This window comes from Acidimicrobiales bacterium (assembly GCA_041394185.1).
Classification (GTDB): domain Bacteria; phylum Actinomycetota; class Acidimicrobiia; order Acidimicrobiales; family Poriferisodalaceae; genus JAAETH01.
Map to the genome: position 1 here is coordinate 1,092,161 of JAWKIQ010000001.1, position 17,881 is coordinate 1,110,041.

Consider the following 17,881-nt stretch of genomic DNA (forward strand, 5'->3'; position numbering starts at 1 on the left):
AGGGTGGGTTACATGGTCGACATCAGCGCAGTCGAGCGGCGGCGACAGGCACGCCGCCACACCCCTAGGCCCCGGCTGACAACGCCGTTGGTTCGGGGCTCTGACGGTCGCCTGCACGAGGCTTCGTGGGACGAGGCGCTGGCGGTCGCTGCGGCGGGTCTCGACCGGGCGCGCCAGGTCGGGCCGCACACGGTCGGCATGTTCAGCTGCTCGAAGGCGACAAACGAGATGAACTACGCGGCGCAGAAGTTCATGCGCGCCGTCATCGGGTCTAACAACATCGACTCCTGCAACCGAACTTGACACGCTCCTAGCGTCGTCGGTCTGGCGACGGTATTCGGGGCCGGTGGCGGCACCAGCTCGTATCAAGAGATCGAGGAGGTCGACGTCGCCCTCCTGTGGGGCTCGAACGCCCGCGAGGCCCACCCGATCTACTTCCACCACCTGCTCAAAGGGCTCGACAACGGCGCCCGGCTGTACGCGATAGATCCGCGGCGCACGTCCAGCGCCAAGTTCGCGGACGTCTGGCTGGGCATCGAGGTCGGCTCAGACGTCGCCCTGGCTAACACCCTGGCGCGAGAGATCATCGCTGCGGGCCTGCACGACCAGAGCTTCATCGACCGGGCCACCGTCGGGTTCGACCAGTACCGCGACGCGGTCGAGCCCTACACCTTGCAGCGCGGCGAGATGCTCACCGGCATTCCGGCCGAGGTCATCGCCGAGGTCGCCCACCAGTACGCAACCGCAGAGCGGGCGCAGATCCTGTGGACGCTCGGCATCACCGAGCACCACAACGGTGTCGACAACGTGCTGGCGCTGTGCAACCTGGCGCTGCTCACGGGTCACATCGGGCGGTGGGGAAGCGGGCTGGTGCCCCTGCGAGGCCAGAACAATGTCCAGGGCGGTGGCGACATGGGCGCCCTACCCGACAAGCTTCCGGGCTTCCAGGACGTCACCGACCCACAGGCTCTGGCTCGCTTCGCGGATGTCTACGGCACCGATCTGAACCCAGTGCCCGGGAAGAACCTAACCAAGATGTTCGAGTCCATCGAGACGGGCGATCTCAGATGTGTCTATGTCATCGGTGAGAATCCTGCAGATTCCGAGGCCAACAGCACCCACGCTCGCGAGCTGTTGTCGGGCCTCGACTGCCTGATCGTGCAGGATATTTTCCTGACCCGAACGGCCGAGTTGGCCGACGTGGTGCTGCCCGCTTCGGTGGCCTGGGCCGAAGCCGAAGGCACCGTGACTTCATCGGAGCGGCGGGTGCAGCGCTGCCACAAGGCCGTCGACCCGCCCCAAGGTGCTCGCGACGACATAGAGATCATCGCCGATCTGGCCCGCCGTCTCGGATACTCGTGGGGTTCGGCAGATCCGCGCCATCTGTGGGACGAGCTGCGCTCGCTGTCGCCGCTTCATGCCGGTATGTCCTACGAGCGGCTCGACGCCCAGGGCGGGCTGCAGTGGCCCTGCCCCGACGAGCAACACCCCGGGTCACCCTTCTTGCACGGATGGCTGTGGCAGGAAGGCCTCGATGGCCACGCCCCGGCGCCGTTCTCGGTGGTTCACGCTGCGGGGCCCCTCGACGAACTGTCGGACGAGTTCCCGCTGCGTCTCACCACCGGCAGGGCGCTCGACTCGTACAACACGGGTGTGCAGTCGGGCGGTTTCGACTCGCCCATCCGGTACGGCGACGAGATCGACCTCCATCCCGTCGACGCCGCGGCGCTCGATGTCGTCGACGGTGAGGTGGTCCGCGTCGTGTCGAGGCGCGGCATGGTCCAGATGGGTGTCAGGATTCAGCCCGATCTGGTGCCCGGCCTGGCGTTCACCACCTTCCATTTCCCAGAACTCGTCGACACCAACCTGGTCACCAACGACGCCTACGACCCCCGTTCGGGCACCTCGGAGTTCAAGGCAGCCGCGGTACGGGTCGAGAAGGTGCGCGCCGGTGGCTGACCTGTTCTTCTCCGATCACCTGCCGACCGTGGGCGAGATCGAAGCGGTCGATGCCGCCCTGGGGCCAGACGCTGCCGCAGTTGCCGAACCCCATCCGCGCGTTATCAGAGCCGGCACGCGGCGGCGGGCCCAGGCAAGGCACCTGCTGCTTCCGGCGCTGCACGCCCTGAACAATCACGCCGGTTGGATATCGCCGGGCGGGCTCAACCACGTTTGTCGAGTGCTGCAGGTGCCTCCTGCCGAGGCCTACGGCGTTGCGAGCTTCTACGAGATGTTCCGCACCACCGAACCCCCACACGACCTGCCGGTCACCCACGTGTGCATCGATGCGGCTTGCCAGATCGCGGGATCGCAGGCAGTTCTCGACGAGCTGACCGCTGCTGGCACGCCCGTGCACCCCAGCCCCTGCCTGGGGCAGTGCGAGCGGGCGCCCGCCGTGTTCGTACAGGGGCGCCAGAGCCCCGATCACGTTCCCGCCGACTCGAATTCCTATTCGATACCCCAGCAGGATTCGCCACACCTGAGGCTGCTTCGGCGGGTCGGTGTGGTCGACCCGACCTCCCTCGACTCCTACATTGCGGCCGGTGGCTTCCAGGCGTACGAGGAGGCCTTGGCTCTGGGGCCAGAGCGCCTCATCGAGTTGGTGCGCGCATCGGGCCTGTCGGGCAGGGGTGGCGCCGCCTTCCCCACGGCCGTCAAGTGGTCGGCCGTTCGTCAAGAGGTCGAAGCCGGTCGCCGGGCCCACGTCATTGCCAACGCCGACGAGAGCGAACCCGGCACATTCAAAGACCGCGTCCTGATGGAGCTCGACCCGTTCTCGGTCGTCGAGTCGTTGATGATCGCCGCATTGGCAACCGGGGCTTCCAAGGGCTGGATCTACGTGCGAGGCGAGTATCCGCTGGCCACGCAGCGCCTCGCCGGTGCGGTCCAACAATGCCGACGCGCCGGCCGCTTGGGCGACAGCTTCGACATCGAGATCCGCAGGGGCGCCGGCGCCTACATCTGCGGCGAGGAGACCGCCCTGTTCAACTCGATCGAGGGCTACCGAGGCGAACCACGCAACAAGCCGCCGTTCCCGACCACCCACGGTCTGTTCGGTGAGCCGACCGCTGTGAACAACCCCGAGACCCTGGTCAACGTGCTGCATCTGCTGGAGGTGGGGTTGGACGCCTACCGGGCGCTGGGCACCGAGCAGTCGCCGGGCACCAAGCTGTTCTGCCTGTCGGGTTCGGTCGGGGTACCCGGTGTGTACGAGGTTCCCTTCGGCACCACCCTGGGCCAGCTGCTCGACCTCGCTGGAGGGGTGCGTGGCCGCCTGCGAGCGGTTCTGCTGGGCGGCGCGGCAGGCACTTTCGTCGGGCAAGACCAACTCGACATGCCGCTCACGGTCGAGGATGCCCGAGCCCGGGGCGCCAGCCTGGGTTCTGGGGTGGTCATGGCCTTCGACCACAGCGTCGACATGCCAGCGGTGGTTCGCCGCATAGCCCAGTTCTTCCGCAACGAGTCGTGCGGACAGTGCGTGCCGTGCCGGGTCGGCACCCAACGCCAGGTCGAGCTGCTCGACCGACCGTCGCTGGGGGCTGGCGAACGGGCCTTGATCGACGAGATCGGCATGGCCATGGCCGACGCGTCGATCTGCGGGTTGGGCCACACGGCCTCGGGCGCGGTCAGATCGGCCATTGCGCTGGGCCTGATAGGGGGCTCCGGGTGAACGAACACACCGTCACAATCACCATCGACGGAAGCGATGTGCAGCTCGACGCCGGCCAGACCATCCTCGACGGCTGCCGTCAGCAAGGCATCGATACGCCAACTCTTTGTTATGCCGACAATCTGAGCCCGGTCAACGTGTGCCGGCTGTGCGTGGTCGAGGTCGAGGGGTCTCGCACCCTGGTGCCATCGTGTTCACGCCCCGCCGAGGACGGCATGGTGGTTCACACAGACTCAGAGCGAGTCAGGCACAGCCGCAAGATGGTGCTCGAGTTCCTCGAATCGTCTGTCGACATGACGCAGGCCCGTGATGTGGCGCACGACACCGAGCTGGCATCTTGGTCGACGCGCTATGAGGCCGACCCGTCGCGATATGGGCCATCTGCGCAAACTTCGGGGGTTCCGCTCAAGCGCGAGGACGAACTCTACATCCGGGCCTACGACAAGTGCGTGTTGTGCTACAAGTGCGTCGAGGCCTGCGGCGAAGACGCCCAGCACACCTTTGCCATTGCCGTGTCGGGGCGCGGATTCGACGCCCGAGTCTCGACCGAGTTCGACGCCACCCTTCCCGACTCGGCTTGTGTCTACTGCGGAAACTGCGTGGCGGTGTGTCCCACCGGGGCACTCCAGTTCACCACCGAGTTCGATCTCCGCGAAGCCGGCAACTGGCGGCCGCAGGACCAGACCGTCAGCCGCACGGTCTGTTCTTACTGCGGCGTTGGATGCAACCTCGAGGTTCATGCCCAGGACAACCAGATCGTCAAGGTCACCTCGCCCGCCGACCACGACGTCACCTCGGGGATGCTGTGCATCAAGGGCCGCTTCGGCTGGCGATATGTCCAACCCAACCCCGACTGATTCCCCGAAGTGTCTGTCCCTGGCGCCCCTATCGGGGCGCCGGGACGACACGGTTGGTCCCCGCGAGGGCACGGGCGACACGAACGACCCAGGCGTCGCCCTGCCACAGGTCTGACTCCCATACTTCGACGACCTCGAAGCCGGCTTCGCCGAGGGCATCGAAGCGAGCCTTGTCGTCCTCCCTGCTGGTCAGCGAACTGTGGAACAGATCGCTCTGGACCTCCACGACGACCCGCGAACCCACCAACAGGTCCACGCGGCCCAGCCAGACCCTGCCTCCGACATTCACCTGGCTGACCGCCCCGCAATATCCGTGGCGGCGCAAGACGGCTGCGGCCCTCGACTCCAGACCCGTAGCAGGCGGCGAGTAGTGCTGTCCGCGTTCTTCGATCAACTCACGCAGCGCGGCAACGCCGTGGCGGCCCCTCGAGCCGATCTGTGCCAGACAGCCCAGGACGGTGTGGCCGGTCAACTGGCGCCTGTTCCACCCCCAGTCGAGCAGGCGGGCCAGACGATCGCGGTGCACGACGGCGGCGATGTCGACGAGAGTTCTGGACGGAGTTGTGACCAGAACCCCATCATGAAACGCGAGCTGCCCGGCTGGCACTCTGCGTGACTCGTGAAGGCGTGAGTCGCCACGGTGAGCCACCGTGTTGGTCGATTTCGTTCTCTGTACATGGACCGGAGACGACGCAAAGTTGGGCCACCCCCAATGGCGAGCCGCGCTGGCGAGGCACAGGTGTGCTCCCGGCCCGGCCAACAGGACCGCCGCCGATATCTTCGAGGCCTCCGTCTCGGGTGCACCCCTCAATCGGACGACGTGGCGGCCCAGGCGATCCCATCGGCCCGAACAGAAGAGTTCCCATCTGATGGCCTTCGCCGAGAGCAGACCGGCGAACTGCCACGACGCAACCACGCCATGCTGAAGTGCTGCCTTGTTGGTTATCTCAATGTGTCCCATGCCATTCCACGCAACCACGAGGGTGGGACACCCGGCTTTGACCGCACAACTGTGGCGTCCCGGCGCCCCGATAGGGGCGCCAGGGACAGACACTTCGGATCAGGGGCGCGGGAAGGGGCGGGGCCAATGGCCCCGCCCCTTCGGTTACCGGATTACTAGAAGGGATCAGGCAGCGGCGCGGGCTGCTTCGAGCCAACCGTCGACGACGTCGCGGTTGTCGGCGATCCACTGTGTGGCAAGCGCTGCAGGATCAGCACCATTGTCCATCTCGACGTTCATCACCGACACCTCGAGAACCGACATCTGGAACTGTTCGAGGAACGCCTTGGCGGCGGGGTTGGCCTCGAGCCACTCGCTGTTGGCGGTTGCCTGAATGTCGGCGGCCACCCAACCGAGCTGGCACTGGCCATCGACCGAACCGGGGCACTGATCGGTGCCAATACCGGCGGTGCCGGGAAGCTGGCTGTGCTCCTCGCCACCCTCGACGCCGGTGGGGTTCGAGTCGTCGATCACCTCGTCGACGGTCAGCCACACGACGTTGTCGCCGGGGCGCAGCTTGGTGATGTAGGCGCTGGGGGTCCAGGTGTAGGTCACCATGGGCTCACCCGCGTCGGCCTTGGTGATGGCCTCGGCAACCATTGCGTCGTAGCCGGCGATGACCTGGCCGATGTTCTCCCAGCCCGAGAACGCGATCTGCGAAGTGATGATGTCGTCGCAGGTGTAGCTCTCCTGGCAGCCATAGATGTCGGCCTTGCCGTTGCCAGGCTCTGGGTCCTGGGCGTCGTAGGCGGCGATGGCTTCAGGGTTGTTGTTGAGATCGTCGAGCGACTTGATGTCGTATTCCTCGGCGAACGACTTGGTCATCAGGTAACCCTGAAGACCACCAGCCATCATCATCTCGCCGACAACGGTGACGTGGTCCCCGACGGTGGTGCCATCGGGCATCTCGTTGGCGAGCCAGCTCTTGTGGCCCGGGTACCAGCTGTTGATCCAGAAGTCCATGTCGCCCTGCGCCATGGCGATGTAGGCGTTGCTCGGGCCCAGCTCGAGATCGGCCGGGTCGGTGACCGTGTAGCCGAGCTCCTCGAGCACGGCCTTGGCCACGTATGCGTTTGGATCTTCTGTGGTCCAGTCGGCCTTGCCCATGGTGATGGTGACACCTTCACCTGGCATCGACATCTCGTCGCCGCCATCATCGCCACCGTCGCCGGCACTCGTTTCGCTGTCGGAGTCGCCACAAGCGGCCGCGATCATCGCCAGGGCGAGGATCAGAGCCAGCAACTTCGCCAGTCCTGTCTTTCTTGGTTTCTTTGCTTCCATAGATCTTTTCGTTTCTCTATTCGTACTGTGTGTTCGTTTTCTGTGTACGGGCGGCGCGAACGCCAATACCCGTTGCTCTCGGCATCGGGCCGAGAGGGGCGACCGGGTGGTCGGCCCGTCTGTGCGGGATCAGATCAGGCTGGTATCACCTCCGGGATCGGTTCCTGGCTTGCGACTGGCTGTGAAGTCGCGCTGGGCGCGTACACGAGCGAGCGTTCGAACCAATGGGCTACCTGGCGGCCGGCGACGAAGGTGATCGAACCCGAGATACCTGCGGCCAGAAGACCGACGCCACTGGTGAAGTTGGCGTCGGAGGCCCTGGCGAGCGAGCCCACCCAGCCGGTGGCGATACCCATGACACCCAATCCGCAGCCCATGGCGATGGCACCGGCGAGCCATTGCCGCCGGTCGGACGATCCGGCAACGCCTGCTGCAACAAACGCCGCGGCCGCTCCGAGCACCGAGAAGACGACCACCCATATTCCGAGGCCGGCGCCCGCAGATTCCTTGCCGTCGAGGATGATGCGGTCGGCGACCTCTGCCGAGGCCCGAATCGTCGCTACCTGGGTAGTGGCCACCGCTGCTTCGACCTCGCCGTTGCGGGCACGCTCGAAGATCTCGTCGATCTGGGCCTGGATCTCGGGGGTGATGACGGCGTCCTGACGCCCGTCGATGCTCCAGTAAGACAGCATCGACACGATCGAGAGCACAACGGCGAACACAGCCATCACTATCGGGGCGCCCATGACACCGACCTTGAGGGGACGCCTCGGTGCATGTGGTGCGATGGCCATCCAAGCCAGCGAGCCCGCAGCCGCCACCAGGGTGCCCAGCACAGCGACATACACGCCGACGCCGTGGCTGTAGTCGACAACGAAGTCCGACGGGCGGGCCAGCAGATAGGCGAGCGCTGTGATGAACGACGCTACCGCCGCAAATGTCGCCCCATCGGGAGCCAGCCAGCGCCCACCCATGTCGGGCTTGATCAGATAGGCGGCGGCCGAAGCAACCACCGTCAGCGACAACAACAACACCACGATGCCGAACCACGAACCACCCGAGGCGGCCAGACCACTGAACGACTGGCCGGCGAGGTCTTCGTCGGCGCGCCGTGAGTAGCCCGAGATGAGGCCTGCATCGTTTGCCCACGGAAGCAACACCGATACCGCAGCGATGAGTCCACCCGCGGCGGCGACCAGGATGCGTGAGCGCTCGGCAGCGCCGACCAGCGCCATGCTTCCCCGGTCGACGGCGGCGGCGTCGATGCGCTTTTCTTCCTCGCGTGCGGCGCCGGGGTTGAACGCAGGGTCGTCCAGCAGCACTTCGGGCTGGCGGGCGTTACGCCACGCGGACGTGACCCGGGCGGCCAGGCTGGTGCCGCCGCCAGCGCTCGAAGGTTGGGCGATGCGGTCGAGGATGACGGCGACGATGAAGAACGCCAGGCCTGCGGAGGCCGCAAGCGCGGCGTCCTGCTGGCCGATCGCACGGAACAGGAGCTGGCCCAAGCCACCTGCACCCATGATGGCCGCCAGGCCCAACATCGAGAAGGCCAGCAGCAGCGTCTGGTTGACGCCCGTCAAGATCGCGTCCTTGGCCAAAGGCAGCTGGACGTCTACCAACACCCGAAGCTCGGGCGCGCCATAGGCGCGGCTGGCCTCGACGACGTCTGGGTCGACCTCGCGGATGCCCAAGTTGGTCAGCCGCACCAGGGGAGGCACGGCGAACACCATCGTCGCCATGATGGCGCCGATGTTGCCAACCCCCCAGAAGTAGATGAAGGGCAACATGTACACGAACGAGTGCACGACCTGGGCCGCGTCCAACACCGGACGCACCACATTCCACACCGAGTCGAAGCGACCCGACAAGATGCCCAGCGGTATGCCGATGACCACAGACACGACGACGGCCACCGTGATGAAACCGATGGTTCGAGCGGTCTGAACCCAGTAGGTGTCGCCCAGCAGGCCACAGACCGTGAGGCCTACCGCGGTACCCACAGCCACCGGAAGGTTTCGCACCAGCCACGCCAGCACGAACATCACGCCCACCACCACGAGCCAAGGCACGGCCAGCAAGAAGTCGCCGACGATGCGGTCGAGCAGGAACCGGAACGGCCACTCGATCGCGTCGAGCAGCCAGCCGAGGTTGAGGGTGATCCAGTTGACGGCCTGTTCTATCCAGGCACCGAATGGGATCTCGAACTGGTCGAGTACCTCGTCATCGAGCAGCCCGGGATCGGACTGACCCAACACCGATGCGAGCACAGCAATGCGGCTCACAGGATCACCTCCCGGTCGAAGGCGTCTATCAGGTTCTCGACACGGCCCATTTCCTCCATGATGTGGCGAGGATCGAGGTTGCCCACGAGGCGGCCGGATTCGTCTACAACGGCAATGGGCAGCCCCACACCGGCGGCCGCATAGACCTTGTTGAGGGTGTCGTGGGGCCGCGCGGTGTCGAAATCGGTGCGCAACGCGCCGGCGAGCGATGTCTCACCCTCGGCCGCCTTGCGAATGCCCTCGCCGCTGGTGAGAACACCTATCGGGCGTCCCTCGGGGTCGGTGACGAATCGGCCCGCCCTGTCGCCGAGCTGGCGGATGGCGGTGTTGAGATCGGTGCCGGGGTCGAGGGGCTGCGGTTCGATCATGATCTCGTGGACCTCGATGACGCGGCCTTGGTCGACGTCTTGCACGAATTCGGCCACATAGCCGGTGGCGGGCTTGGTGAGGATCTCTTCTGGAGTGCCGATCTGCACGACCTTGCCGTCTTTCATGATGCAGACGCGGTCACCGATGCGAAGGGCCTCGTTGAGGTCGTGGGTGATGAACAAGATGGTCTTCTTCAGGTCGGCCTGGATTGCCAACATCTCGTCTTGCATTTGGCGTCGGATCAGCGGGTCGAGGGCCGAGAACGCCTCGTCCATCAACAGGACCTCGGGGTCTGCGGCAAGGGCCCTTGCGAGCCCGACGCGCTGTTGCATACCGCCCGACAGCTCGGAGGGCATGTTGGTGCCGTAGGCCTCGAGGCCCACAAGCGACAGCGCCCGAAGTGATGCCCTGACACGTTCGGCCTTGTCGACCCCTTGGACCTTCAGGCCATAGCCGACGTTCTCGATGACCGAGTGATGGGGAAACAGGGCGAAGTGCTGGAAGACCATGCCCATCTTCTCGCGACGGAAGGCCTGCAGCGCCGAACCCGACAGCTGTTGAACGTCGGTTCCCGAGACGATGACCTTGCCGTAGGTGACGCTGTGGAGCTTGTTGACCGTGCGGATGGCGGTTGACTTGCCAGAACCCGAAAGACCCATGACCACGAAGATCTCGCCCTGGCGAACGGTGAAGTTCACGTTGTCGAGACCAACGACGTGACCTGTCTGCGCCAGGACGTCGTCCTTGTTCACCCCAGCCCGGGCCAGGTCGAAGGCCCGCCCCCTGGGTTGTGGCCCGAAGATCTTGTAGACCTCCTCGAGCTGGATTATCGGCTCGCCTTCGCTCACACGGTGCTCCCTCGTCGGTTTGCGTCCCTGCGACAGCCGACTACGCAGCCGGAAAACCGGCGCACCACGAAACCAGCGGCCCCAAGGCCGGACTAGGAACGTAGCAGCGGAGTCCGCTCCGTCCCTGCGTCGTAACATTATCGAAAGCGTTTCGTAACATTATGGGGCCAGCTCCGCTCAGGTCACGGTCGGCGGTTCTGAGGTGCCACCATTGCGGCTAGGACTGGAGGCCAGATGTTCATAGACGGGCAGTGGACAGACGCACGTTCGGGCGACACCTTCGAGGTGACGAACCCCGCGACAGGAGAGGTCATCGGCCACGTACCAGACGGTGGTGCCGACGACGCACGCGAGGCCATCGCTGCGGCAGATGCTGCCCAAAAGGCATGGGGTAGCACCACCGCAGCCGAGAGAGCCGACCTGTTGTACCGGGCGTGGCAGCTCATGAACGAGCGGCACGAAGACCTCGCCAGGCTGATGACCACAGAGCAGGGCAAGCCCTTGAAGGCGGCCCGGGCCGAGGTGACCTACGCCGCCGACTTCCTGCGCTTCTACGCCGAGGAAGCCACCAGGGTGATGGGGCAGTGGATGCCCTCGAAACGCGCCGACCAGAGGTTCTTGTCGATCAGGGTTCCGGTGGGCGTGGTCGCAGCGATCACCCCCTGGAACTATCCGGTGTCGATGCTGACCCGCAAGATGGGCCCCGCGCTGGCTGCCGGGTGCACCTTTGTGCTGAAACCCGCCGAGGCCACCCCACTGTGTGCCCGGGCCGTATACGAGGTGTTCGCCGACGCAGGAACCCCGCCCGGGGTCATCAACCTGGTTACGGCAGCCGACCCGCGCCCGGTGGGCGACGTGTTCACCACCGATCCACGGGTGCGAAAGCTGACCTTCACCGGGTCTACGCCGGTGGGCCGCCAACTGGCCGGAGCCGCCGCCGGAAACCTCAAGCGCGTTTCGGTGGAGCTGGGTGGCCATGCCCCCTTCATCGTGTTCCCCGATGCCGATCCGGTGCAGGCGGCCAAGGGCGCCGCGGCACTGAAGTTCTTGAACTCTGGCCAGGCCTGCATCAGCCCCAACCGGCTCTATGTGCACGAGTCTCAGGCCGACGCCTTCATTGCGACCATGACCGACCGCGTCTCGAAGGTCAGGGCCGGAAACGGCTTCGACGACGGTGTCGGGGTGGGGCCACTGGTGAACGAAGCCGCCGTGGCCAAGGTCGAGAACCAGGTCGAGGACGCGCTGGCCCGCGGTGCTGCGGCCCCCGTCGGCGGCCACCGACTGGCCGAGGCCCCCTTCGACAAGGGCCACTTCTTCGCCCCGACCCTGCTGACAGGAATCGACTCGACCATGCTGATCCGCAGCGAGGAGACGTTCGGCCCCGTCGCTCCGGTGATCGTCTACGACGACGTCGACACCATCATCGACGAGGCCAACGACACGAACTATGGCCTCGCGGCCTACGTCTACACCGGGTCTCTGGCCACTGCGATTACAGCGGTCGAAGGGCTCGACTTCGGGATCATCGGCGTCAACGACGTCAACCCGACATCGGCGTCGGCGCCCTTCGGAGGTATGAAGGACAGCGGCCTGGGGCGCGAGGGTTCGGCCGAAGGCATCGACGAATACCTCGAGACCAAGCTCGCGGGCATCTCTCTGCGATAATGACCCACCTGTGAACGAGGACTTTGGCGAACTGGTCGAGGGCCTCGACGAACTCGTTGCCGACACCAACATCGAGGCCTGGCAGGCCGCCGAACTGGCCGCTCAAGCCGTCGACCCCGACGTGGTGCTGGGCGGCCCCGCACTGGCCGAAACCAGCACAGCCGCCAAGACCTGGGCATTGTTCTCGGGCCTGGCACTGGTGATGATGGGCAACGGCCTTCAGGGCGCGGTGCTGGGCATACGCTCGCAGTCGGAGGGCTTCGGGGTCACCGTCGGCGGTCTCATCATGACCGCATATTTCGTCGGGTTCCTGTTGGGCAGCAGATACGCCGAACACGCACTGCGCACCGTTGGGCACATCAGGGTGTTTGCAGCGTTGGCCTCGACCGCGTCGAGCGCCAGCCTGATGCACGTTCTGTGGGTGAACCCGTACGCCTGGGCCGGGTTGCGCCTGGTGTTCGGCCTGTGCATGGCAGGGTTGTACGTGGTGGTCGAGTCGTGGCTGAGCGACCTCAGCACCAACGCAAACCGCGGCAGGCTGCTGGCCCTGTACATGGTGGTGTCGATGGGCTTCATGGCCGCCGGCCAGTTCCTGCTGAACGCGGCCGACCCCGCAACGTTCACCCTGTTCGCGTTGGCCTCGGTGCTGGTGTCGATCTCGCTGGTGCCGGTGACGCTGTCTGCCACCAGTTCGCCGCCGCTGCACGAACCCGTGCCGCTGGGGTTTCGCGAGCTGTTGAGGTTGGCGCCCAGCGGTGTCGCGGTGTCGTTCCTGTCGGGAACCGGTCTTGGTGGACTGATCGGCCTCACCGCGGTCTATGCAGGCAACACAGATCTGGGAGGCGCCCGCCTGTCGATCTGGCTTGCGGCCCCTGTGTTCGGGGCGATCGTCTTGCAGTGGCCCATCGGGTGGCTTTCGGACCGGCTTCCGCGACGCGCCATCATCGCCGCTGTGGCGGTGGCCGCTGCCACCCTGTCGTTCGCGCTGTTCGCCCTGGACGCCACGTCGAAGGTAGGCACCCTGCTGTTGCTGATGTTGGGCGCCACCGCGTACCCGCTGTATTCGCTGGCCATCGCCATCACCCAAGACTGGGTTCAGCCCAAGCAGATCGTGGGAGCGTCGGCCACCCTCGTGCGCGCCAATGGCACCGGTGCCATCGTCGGCCCGCTGGTGACGGCAGGTCTGATGGCCATAGACACCGACCTGTTGTGGATCGCACAGATGGCCGCCTATTCGTCGATCGCCGTGTTCCTGGTGTACCGAATCTTCGTGGTCGAGGCGATTCCGCTGGATCAACAGGCGCCCTACCAGGCCTTCCCGGCGCGAGCGTCGGAGCGTGCCGCTGTGCTGCTGCAACGGCGGCGCACAAAACCCTGATCAGGTGCGCGCTGTCGGGCGAGGCTCAGCGGGGGAGTCGGGCCCTCAGCTGCGAGTAGGCGGAAGGGCCCATCAACCGGGTCAGTTCTTCAGACAGGGTCTCGACGGCAGCTGCCTGGCCGTCGAACGCTTCGGGAACCTCGGCGACATCGGTGCACATCGCCGCCATCGTCTGGCCTCCCGGGCCCCAGTCGTCGCGCCGCCAGCGCCGCAGCACGACGGTGGACTCGTCGGGCGACACCTCGACGCGCAACGGAAGCTGCCAGCACACGGCGGGCTTCCAGTCGACGGGCGACTCGCCGGCGTCGACAGCGGCCAGGTGTAGGGCGCAGCCCGCGCCGCCGGCGAAGCCCGGCCGGTTCAGGAACACGCACGCCCCGTCGACGATGGCCGTCAGCGTCCGCTGATCGTCGCGGAACACCTCGTGGTCCGCGTGCTGGAACAGGTGCCTGGGGATCAACGCCGCCAGGGCCGAGATCTCCATCGCCTCGTCCTGGTCGGCCATCTGCGCACCCACCGAGCAACATCCGAGCATCGCATCTGGGTCTGCCGTGTCTTCGATTCCCGGACAGCCCCGGCCCCAGATGCAGTGCCACCTGGAGACCATGAAGTCGGTGTCTGCACGCCAAGTGGTGCCGTCGTGCGTGAACTCGACGAACTCGCTCACGCCCGCCCCGGCCGCCGGCGTCGACGCCTGGCGCCTCCGTCGGTGGCATCGCCACCGCCCGAGCCGGCGTTGGGAGAGTGGGGAAACCCCAGGGCGGTCACGAACAGCTCTTGGAAGCGCGGTTCGATTGCGGTCTCGATCTTGACCACCGACTTGACAGTCTGTTCCATCTCGGCGCGCTGCTCGGCCGACAGCAGCGCCCGCACCGCACCAGATCCGGCCGAGTTGCCAACCGCCTTGACCCGGCTCAGCTCGAGGTCGGGTATCAGCCCCAGCGTCATCGCATGGGCCGGGTCGATGTGGGCACCAAACGCCCCGGCCAGGCGGATCTCGTCGGGGGCGTCTAGACCGCTGTGTTCCAGCAACAGGTCGATGCCCGCCTTCAGGGCCGCCTTGGCCAGCTGAATGGCCCTCACGTCTGCCTGCACGACCTTGACGGCGTTGGGGTCGCCAGTATCGCCGTGCAGGACGTAGGCGAACGTGCGGCCGTCAGGCACGATGCGCGCCGATCCCGAGGGGTGGTCGCCGACGATGACACCCTGGCGATCGATGGCACCGGCGCGCACCAGCTCGCTGATGACCTCGATGATTCCCGATCCGCAGATTCCGGTGACCCCCGACTTGGCGGTGCCCGATGCGAAAGCGTCTTCGTCGCTCCACGCGTCGCACCCGATGACACGGACGCGAGGTTCGAGCGTCTCGGGGTCGATGCGCACTCTCTCGATGGCCCCGGCAGTTGCGCGCTGGCCCGCCGAGATCTGGGCTCCTTCGAACGCCGGACCCGTGGGGCTGGACGCCGCGAACATCGTCTGATCGTTGCCCAGGACGATCTCGGCGTTGGTTCCCACGTCGACCAGCAGCTGTACCGACGACGTGCGGTGCGGGCCCTCGGCCAGGATGGCTGCTGCCGTGTCGGCGCCGACATGGCCCGCGATGCACGGGCCGAAGTACACCGACGCGTTGGGTGCGTCGATGCCCATCTGGGCTGCGGTGCGGTGTTCGGCGGTCTCGGTAGCCAGGGTGAAAGGCGCCTGGCCCAGTGGGGTCGGGTCGTAACCGAGTGCCAGGTGGTGCATCACCGGATTGCCGACAAGCACGATGTCGACCACGCTGCCGCGGCCCAGCTGAGCCTCGTCGAGTACCTCGCCCAGCAGCTCGTCGAGTGCCTGACGCACAGCAGCCGTCAACTCGGCGTCGCCACCGGGATTCATCATCACATAGCTGACCCGGCTCATCAGGTCTTCGCCGAAGCGGATCTGCGGGTTCATGCGCCCCGAGCTGGCCAGCACCTCGCCCGTTCGCAGATCGCAGAGGTGCCCGGCGATGGTGGTCGAGCCGATGTCGACGGCGAATCCGACAGCACGGTCGACGAACCCGGGCCAGGCCGCTACAACCCGGGCACCCGAGCGGACCGCGACCGTGCAGTCGCCTTCCTGAGGGAGCTGGGTATCGATGGTCACACCGGGCATGTCCCACTCGTCGGCCAAGGTCTGGGCAGCACTTCGAGCATCGGGCAGGTAGTGCAGGGTGAAGATCGGATCGAGGCGCAGGCCCTGAACGTCGACCTCCTTGCGGATCACCTGGCGGTGCAGCTGCGAATCGGCGGGAACGTCGATGACCACGTCGCCCACCACCCTGGCCCCGCAGCCCAGGCGCCTACCCTCGACGATGGCGCGCCGCCCCTTGTAGCCCGACTCGAGCTCGGACCATGGCGTGAGGCTGTCTGGGCGAGACTCGATGGCCCACTTGGCGAAGCTGCCGTTGGATGGCACCACCTGGCACCGCCCGCATATGCCGCGGCCGCCGCACACCGAGTCGAGGTCGACACCCAGACGACGGGCTGCGTCGAGCACCGACTCGTCTTGAGACGCGATGCCGCTGAGACCAGACGGGGTGAAAACGATGCGGTGGCCCGACGGGGGAGCCTGGGGTTCATCGGACATGACGAAACCGAGCCGGCCTCAACCGGTGCGACGCCGGCGCCCGCCGCGCCTGGCCCTGGCACCGCCGTCGGCGTTGGGGTCGCGGTTGGCCTGGATCCACGCCATGCAGTCTTGGTCTTGGCCGGCCAACACGTCGGCGGCCATCACCGACGTCTTCACCTCGGCGTGCAAGGGGTTCATGATGGCCGAGGTCATGCCGGCCCCAATCGCCATCGACAGGAATGTGCCGGTGATCGAGTGCCGGTTGGGCAGTCCGAAGCTGACGTTGGACGCACCACATGTGGTGTTGACACCCAACTCGTCGCGCAGGCGCCCGACAAGACGAAACACCTGCTTGCCTGCGGTGCCCATGGCACCTATGGGCATCACCAGCGGATCGACGACCACATCCGCAGTGGGGATACCGAAATCGTTGGCGGCAAGCACGATCTTCTTGGCCACCTCGAAACGAACGTCGGGGTCTTCGCTGATGCCGGTCTCGTCGTTGCTGATGGCCACCACCGCCGCGCCGTGCTTGGCGACCAGGGGCAGCACGCGCTCCATGACCTCGTTCTCGCCGGTGACCGAGTTGATCAGGGGCTTGCCCTGGTAGACCGCTATACCCGCCTCGAGGGCCTCGATGATCGACGAGTCGATGGCAAGGGGCACGTCGGTGACCGACTGCACGAGCTGAATCGCCTGGGCCAGCAACGCCGGTTCGTCGGCCAGCGGTATACCCGCGTTGACGTCGAGCATGTGGGCTCCCGCCGCCACCTGAGCCAGTGCATCGGCCTCGACCCGGCTGAAGTCGCCGTTCTTCATCTCTTCGGCCAGAAGCTTGCGACCGGTCGGGTTGATCCGCTCGCCGATCATGACGAACGGACGGTCGAACCCGATGACCACCTCCTTGGTGGCCGAGCTGATCACGGTGTCGGTCATGACTCTCCTTGGGATGTGTTCGTCGGGTCCCACCCGCCGTTTGCGACTATGGCAGCAACGCGGGCTGGGTCGTAGTGCGATTCGTAGCGCGCGGCCAGCGATCGGGCCAGCGCCTGCATGGGCGGCTCGTCGTCGGAGGCACTCTCGTCGACCGATACGGCGTCGGGCAGAGGTTCGGTGGTTTGGCGCCACTGGGCCACATAGGTATCGGTGTCTGAGGCTCCGGCGACCATCGCAGCGCGGTCGATGGCGTGCTGGAATCGCTCGGGCAGTATCCATTGGCCCTTGGCGTCTCCGTCGATGCAGTTGACCTGGGCGGGCAGGTCGCGCCACCAGATGACGGTGGCGCGCGGCCCCGCGGTACGTCTGCGGCGGCTCATTGCCGAACCTCGGCCTGGGCGCGATTGGTCAATCCGAGCACCACGGGCTCGAGACCCCCATATCCGGTGGTCACGATCTCGAGCGGCAGCCCCAGGCGCTGAGACGCGGCGCGTGCCCGTTCGATGACCTTGGCCGCCGACGTCTGGGTCAGCAACACCACCCGGCGATAGTTGCCGAACATCATGTCGAGCAGCTCGCCATGGCGGTCGAGGCCGAGCCCACGCCACACCAGCGTGTCGAAGTTCAGCGCCAGGAAGTCGGTCAGGTAGAAGGTGCCCGGCTCGTCGGCGCTGAGCTCGGCGAACTGGTCTGCTCCAGCGAAGAACTCATAGCAGTGGGCGCCCTCTATGCGTTCGACCCCCAGCTCGGCGCACACACGATCGAGCCGGCCCCCGGTGCCGCAGTCGGCATAACCCACCAACACTCGCTCGAAGCGCTCCGAGACTTCGGTCACCTTGGCGGCCACGGCATCCGCGATGCGTTCGGGTCGGTTGTGAAGGGTGGCGGGGAGACACTCGATCGTCAGGTCGGTCAGGTGGTGTTTGGCCTTCAGAGCCACCAGCTCGGCAGCCAAGGCACCACACGCGACGACGCAGACCCCGCGATCGGGTGTTGCCATGGG

Annotated in this window: 14 protein-coding genes; 5 read left to right on the forward strand and 9 right to left on the reverse strand. The window is 66.2% G+C overall.

Going from position 1 to position 17,881, the window contains the following annotated elements; genetic code table 11:
- The first annotated feature begins 12 nt into the window (after nucleotides 1-12).
- The 3 genes from R2770_05145 to R2770_05155 are packed head-to-tail and all read left to right on the forward strand — an operon-like array spanning nucleotide 13 to nucleotide 4,527.
- Nucleotides 13-1,959, forward strand: a complete 1,947-nt coding sequence (locus R2770_05145) for a molybdopterin-dependent oxidoreductase (GenBank protein MEZ5279837.1) — start codon at nucleotides 13-15, stop codon at nucleotides 1,957-1,959.
- Nucleotides 1,952-3,670, forward strand: a complete 1,719-nt coding sequence (locus R2770_05150) for an NAD(P)H-dependent oxidoreductase subunit E (GenBank protein MEZ5279838.1) — start codon at nucleotides 1,952-1,954, stop codon at nucleotides 3,668-3,670. Before R2770_05145 ends, R2770_05150 begins: the two co-directional genes overlap by 8 nt.
- Nucleotides 3,667-4,527 carry a 2Fe-2S iron-sulfur cluster-binding protein gene (locus R2770_05155; GenBank protein ID MEZ5279839.1) on the forward strand — a complete coding sequence of 287 codons (861 nt, stop codon included), beginning with the start codon at nucleotides 3,667-3,669 and terminating at the stop codon, nucleotides 4,525-4,527. The genes R2770_05150 and R2770_05155 overlap by 4 nt, the downstream gene beginning before the upstream one ends.
- Nucleotides 4,528-4,555: 28 nt before the next feature.
- Here R2770_05155 and R2770_05160 read toward each other — a convergent pair whose 3' ends face one another.
- The 4 genes from R2770_05160 to R2770_05175 form a co-directional block, all read right to left on the reverse strand.
- Entirely contained in the window at nucleotides 4,556-5,134 is a 579-nt protein-coding gene (locus R2770_05160) for a hypothetical protein (protein ID MEZ5279840.1), read from the reverse strand.
- Nucleotides 5,135-5,653: 519 nt separating this feature from the next.
- A complete protein-coding gene (proX, locus tag R2770_05165; protein ID MEZ5279841.1) occupies nucleotides 5,654-6,769 on the reverse strand; it encodes a glycine betaine/L-proline ABC transporter substrate-binding protein ProX in 1,116 nt (371 codons plus the stop codon).
- Nucleotides 6,770-6,942: 173 nt separating this feature from the next.
- Nucleotides 6,943-9,090, reverse strand: coding sequence for an ABC transporter permease subunit (locus R2770_05170; protein ID MEZ5279842.1), 2,148 nt, complete (start codon nucleotides 9,088-9,090; stop codon nucleotides 6,943-6,945).
- On the reverse strand, nucleotides 9,087-10,307 hold the full coding sequence (locus R2770_05175; GenBank protein MEZ5279843.1) for a glycine betaine/L-proline ABC transporter ATP-binding protein: 1,221 nt from the start codon (nucleotides 10,305-10,307) through the stop codon (nucleotides 9,087-9,089). Before R2770_05175 ends, R2770_05170 begins: the two co-directional genes overlap by 4 nt.
- Nucleotides 10,308-10,541: 234 nt before the next feature.
- Here R2770_05175 and R2770_05180 point away from each other — a divergent pair, with 234 nt between their 5' ends.
- Together R2770_05180 and R2770_05185 are read left to right on the forward strand one after the other, a co-directional pair.
- A complete protein-coding gene (locus R2770_05180) occupies nucleotides 10,542-11,972 on the forward strand; it encodes an NAD-dependent succinate-semialdehyde dehydrogenase (GenBank protein ID MEZ5279844.1) in 1,431 nt (476 codons plus the stop codon).
- A gap of 10 nt (nucleotides 11,973-11,982) precedes the next feature.
- A complete protein-coding gene (locus R2770_05185) occupies nucleotides 11,983-13,350 on the forward strand; it encodes an MFS transporter (GenBank protein MEZ5279845.1) in 1,368 nt (455 codons plus the stop codon).
- A gap of 25 nt (nucleotides 13,351-13,375) precedes the next feature.
- Here R2770_05185 and R2770_05190 read toward each other — a convergent pair whose 3' ends face one another.
- The 5 genes from R2770_05190 to R2770_05210 are packed head-to-tail and all read right to left on the reverse strand — an operon-like array spanning nucleotide 13,376 to nucleotide 17,878.
- Nucleotides 13,376-14,017, reverse strand: a complete 642-nt coding sequence (locus tag R2770_05190) for a hypothetical protein (protein MEZ5279846.1) — start codon at nucleotides 14,015-14,017, stop codon at nucleotides 13,376-13,378.
- Complete coding sequence (locus tag R2770_05195) at nucleotides 14,014-15,960, reverse strand: ASKHA domain-containing protein (protein MEZ5279847.1); 1,947 nt, start codon at nucleotides 15,958-15,960, stop codon at nucleotides 14,014-14,016. The genes R2770_05190 and R2770_05195 overlap by 4 nt, the downstream gene beginning before the upstream one ends.
- Before the next feature lie 18 nt (nucleotides 15,961-15,978).
- Nucleotides 15,979-16,878 (reverse strand): dihydropteroate synthase, encoded by a 900-nt coding sequence (locus R2770_05200; GenBank protein ID MEZ5279848.1) that lies wholly within the window; start codon nucleotides 16,876-16,878, stop codon nucleotides 15,979-15,981.
- Nucleotides 16,875-17,258 carry a virulence factor gene (locus R2770_05205; GenBank protein ID MEZ5279849.1) on the reverse strand — a complete coding sequence of 128 codons (384 nt, stop codon included), beginning with the start codon at nucleotides 17,256-17,258 and terminating at the stop codon, nucleotides 16,875-16,877. Before R2770_05205 ends, R2770_05200 begins: the two co-directional genes overlap by 4 nt.
- Nucleotides 17,255-17,878, reverse strand: coding sequence for a DUF1638 domain-containing protein (locus tag R2770_05210; GenBank protein ID MEZ5279850.1), 624 nt, complete (start codon nucleotides 17,876-17,878; stop codon nucleotides 17,255-17,257). Before R2770_05210 ends, R2770_05205 begins: the two co-directional genes overlap by 4 nt.
- Nucleotides 17,879-17,881 lie beyond the last annotated feature (3 nt).

Excerpts from the sequence above, each read along its gene's own strand:
- R2770_05195 (MEZ5279847.1), bottom strand. The coding sequence starts at position 15,960 with ATGTCCGATGAACCCCAGGCTCCCCCGTCGGGCCACCGCATCGTTTTC.
- R2770_05210 (MEZ5279850.1), bottom strand. The coding sequence starts at position 17,878 with ATGGCAACACCCGATCGCGGGGTCTGCGTCGTCGCGTGTGGTGCCTTG.
- R2770_05180 (MEZ5279844.1), top strand. The coding sequence starts at position 10,542 with ATGTTCATAGACGGGCAGTGGACAGACGCACGTTCGGGCGACACCTTC.
- R2770_05200 (MEZ5279848.1), bottom strand. The coding sequence starts at position 16,878 with ATGACCGACACCGTGATCAGCTCGGCCACCAAGGAGGTGGTCATCGGG.
- R2770_05205 (MEZ5279849.1), bottom strand. The coding sequence starts at position 17,258 with ATGAGCCGCCGCAGACGTACCGCGGGGCCGCGCGCCACCGTCATCTGG.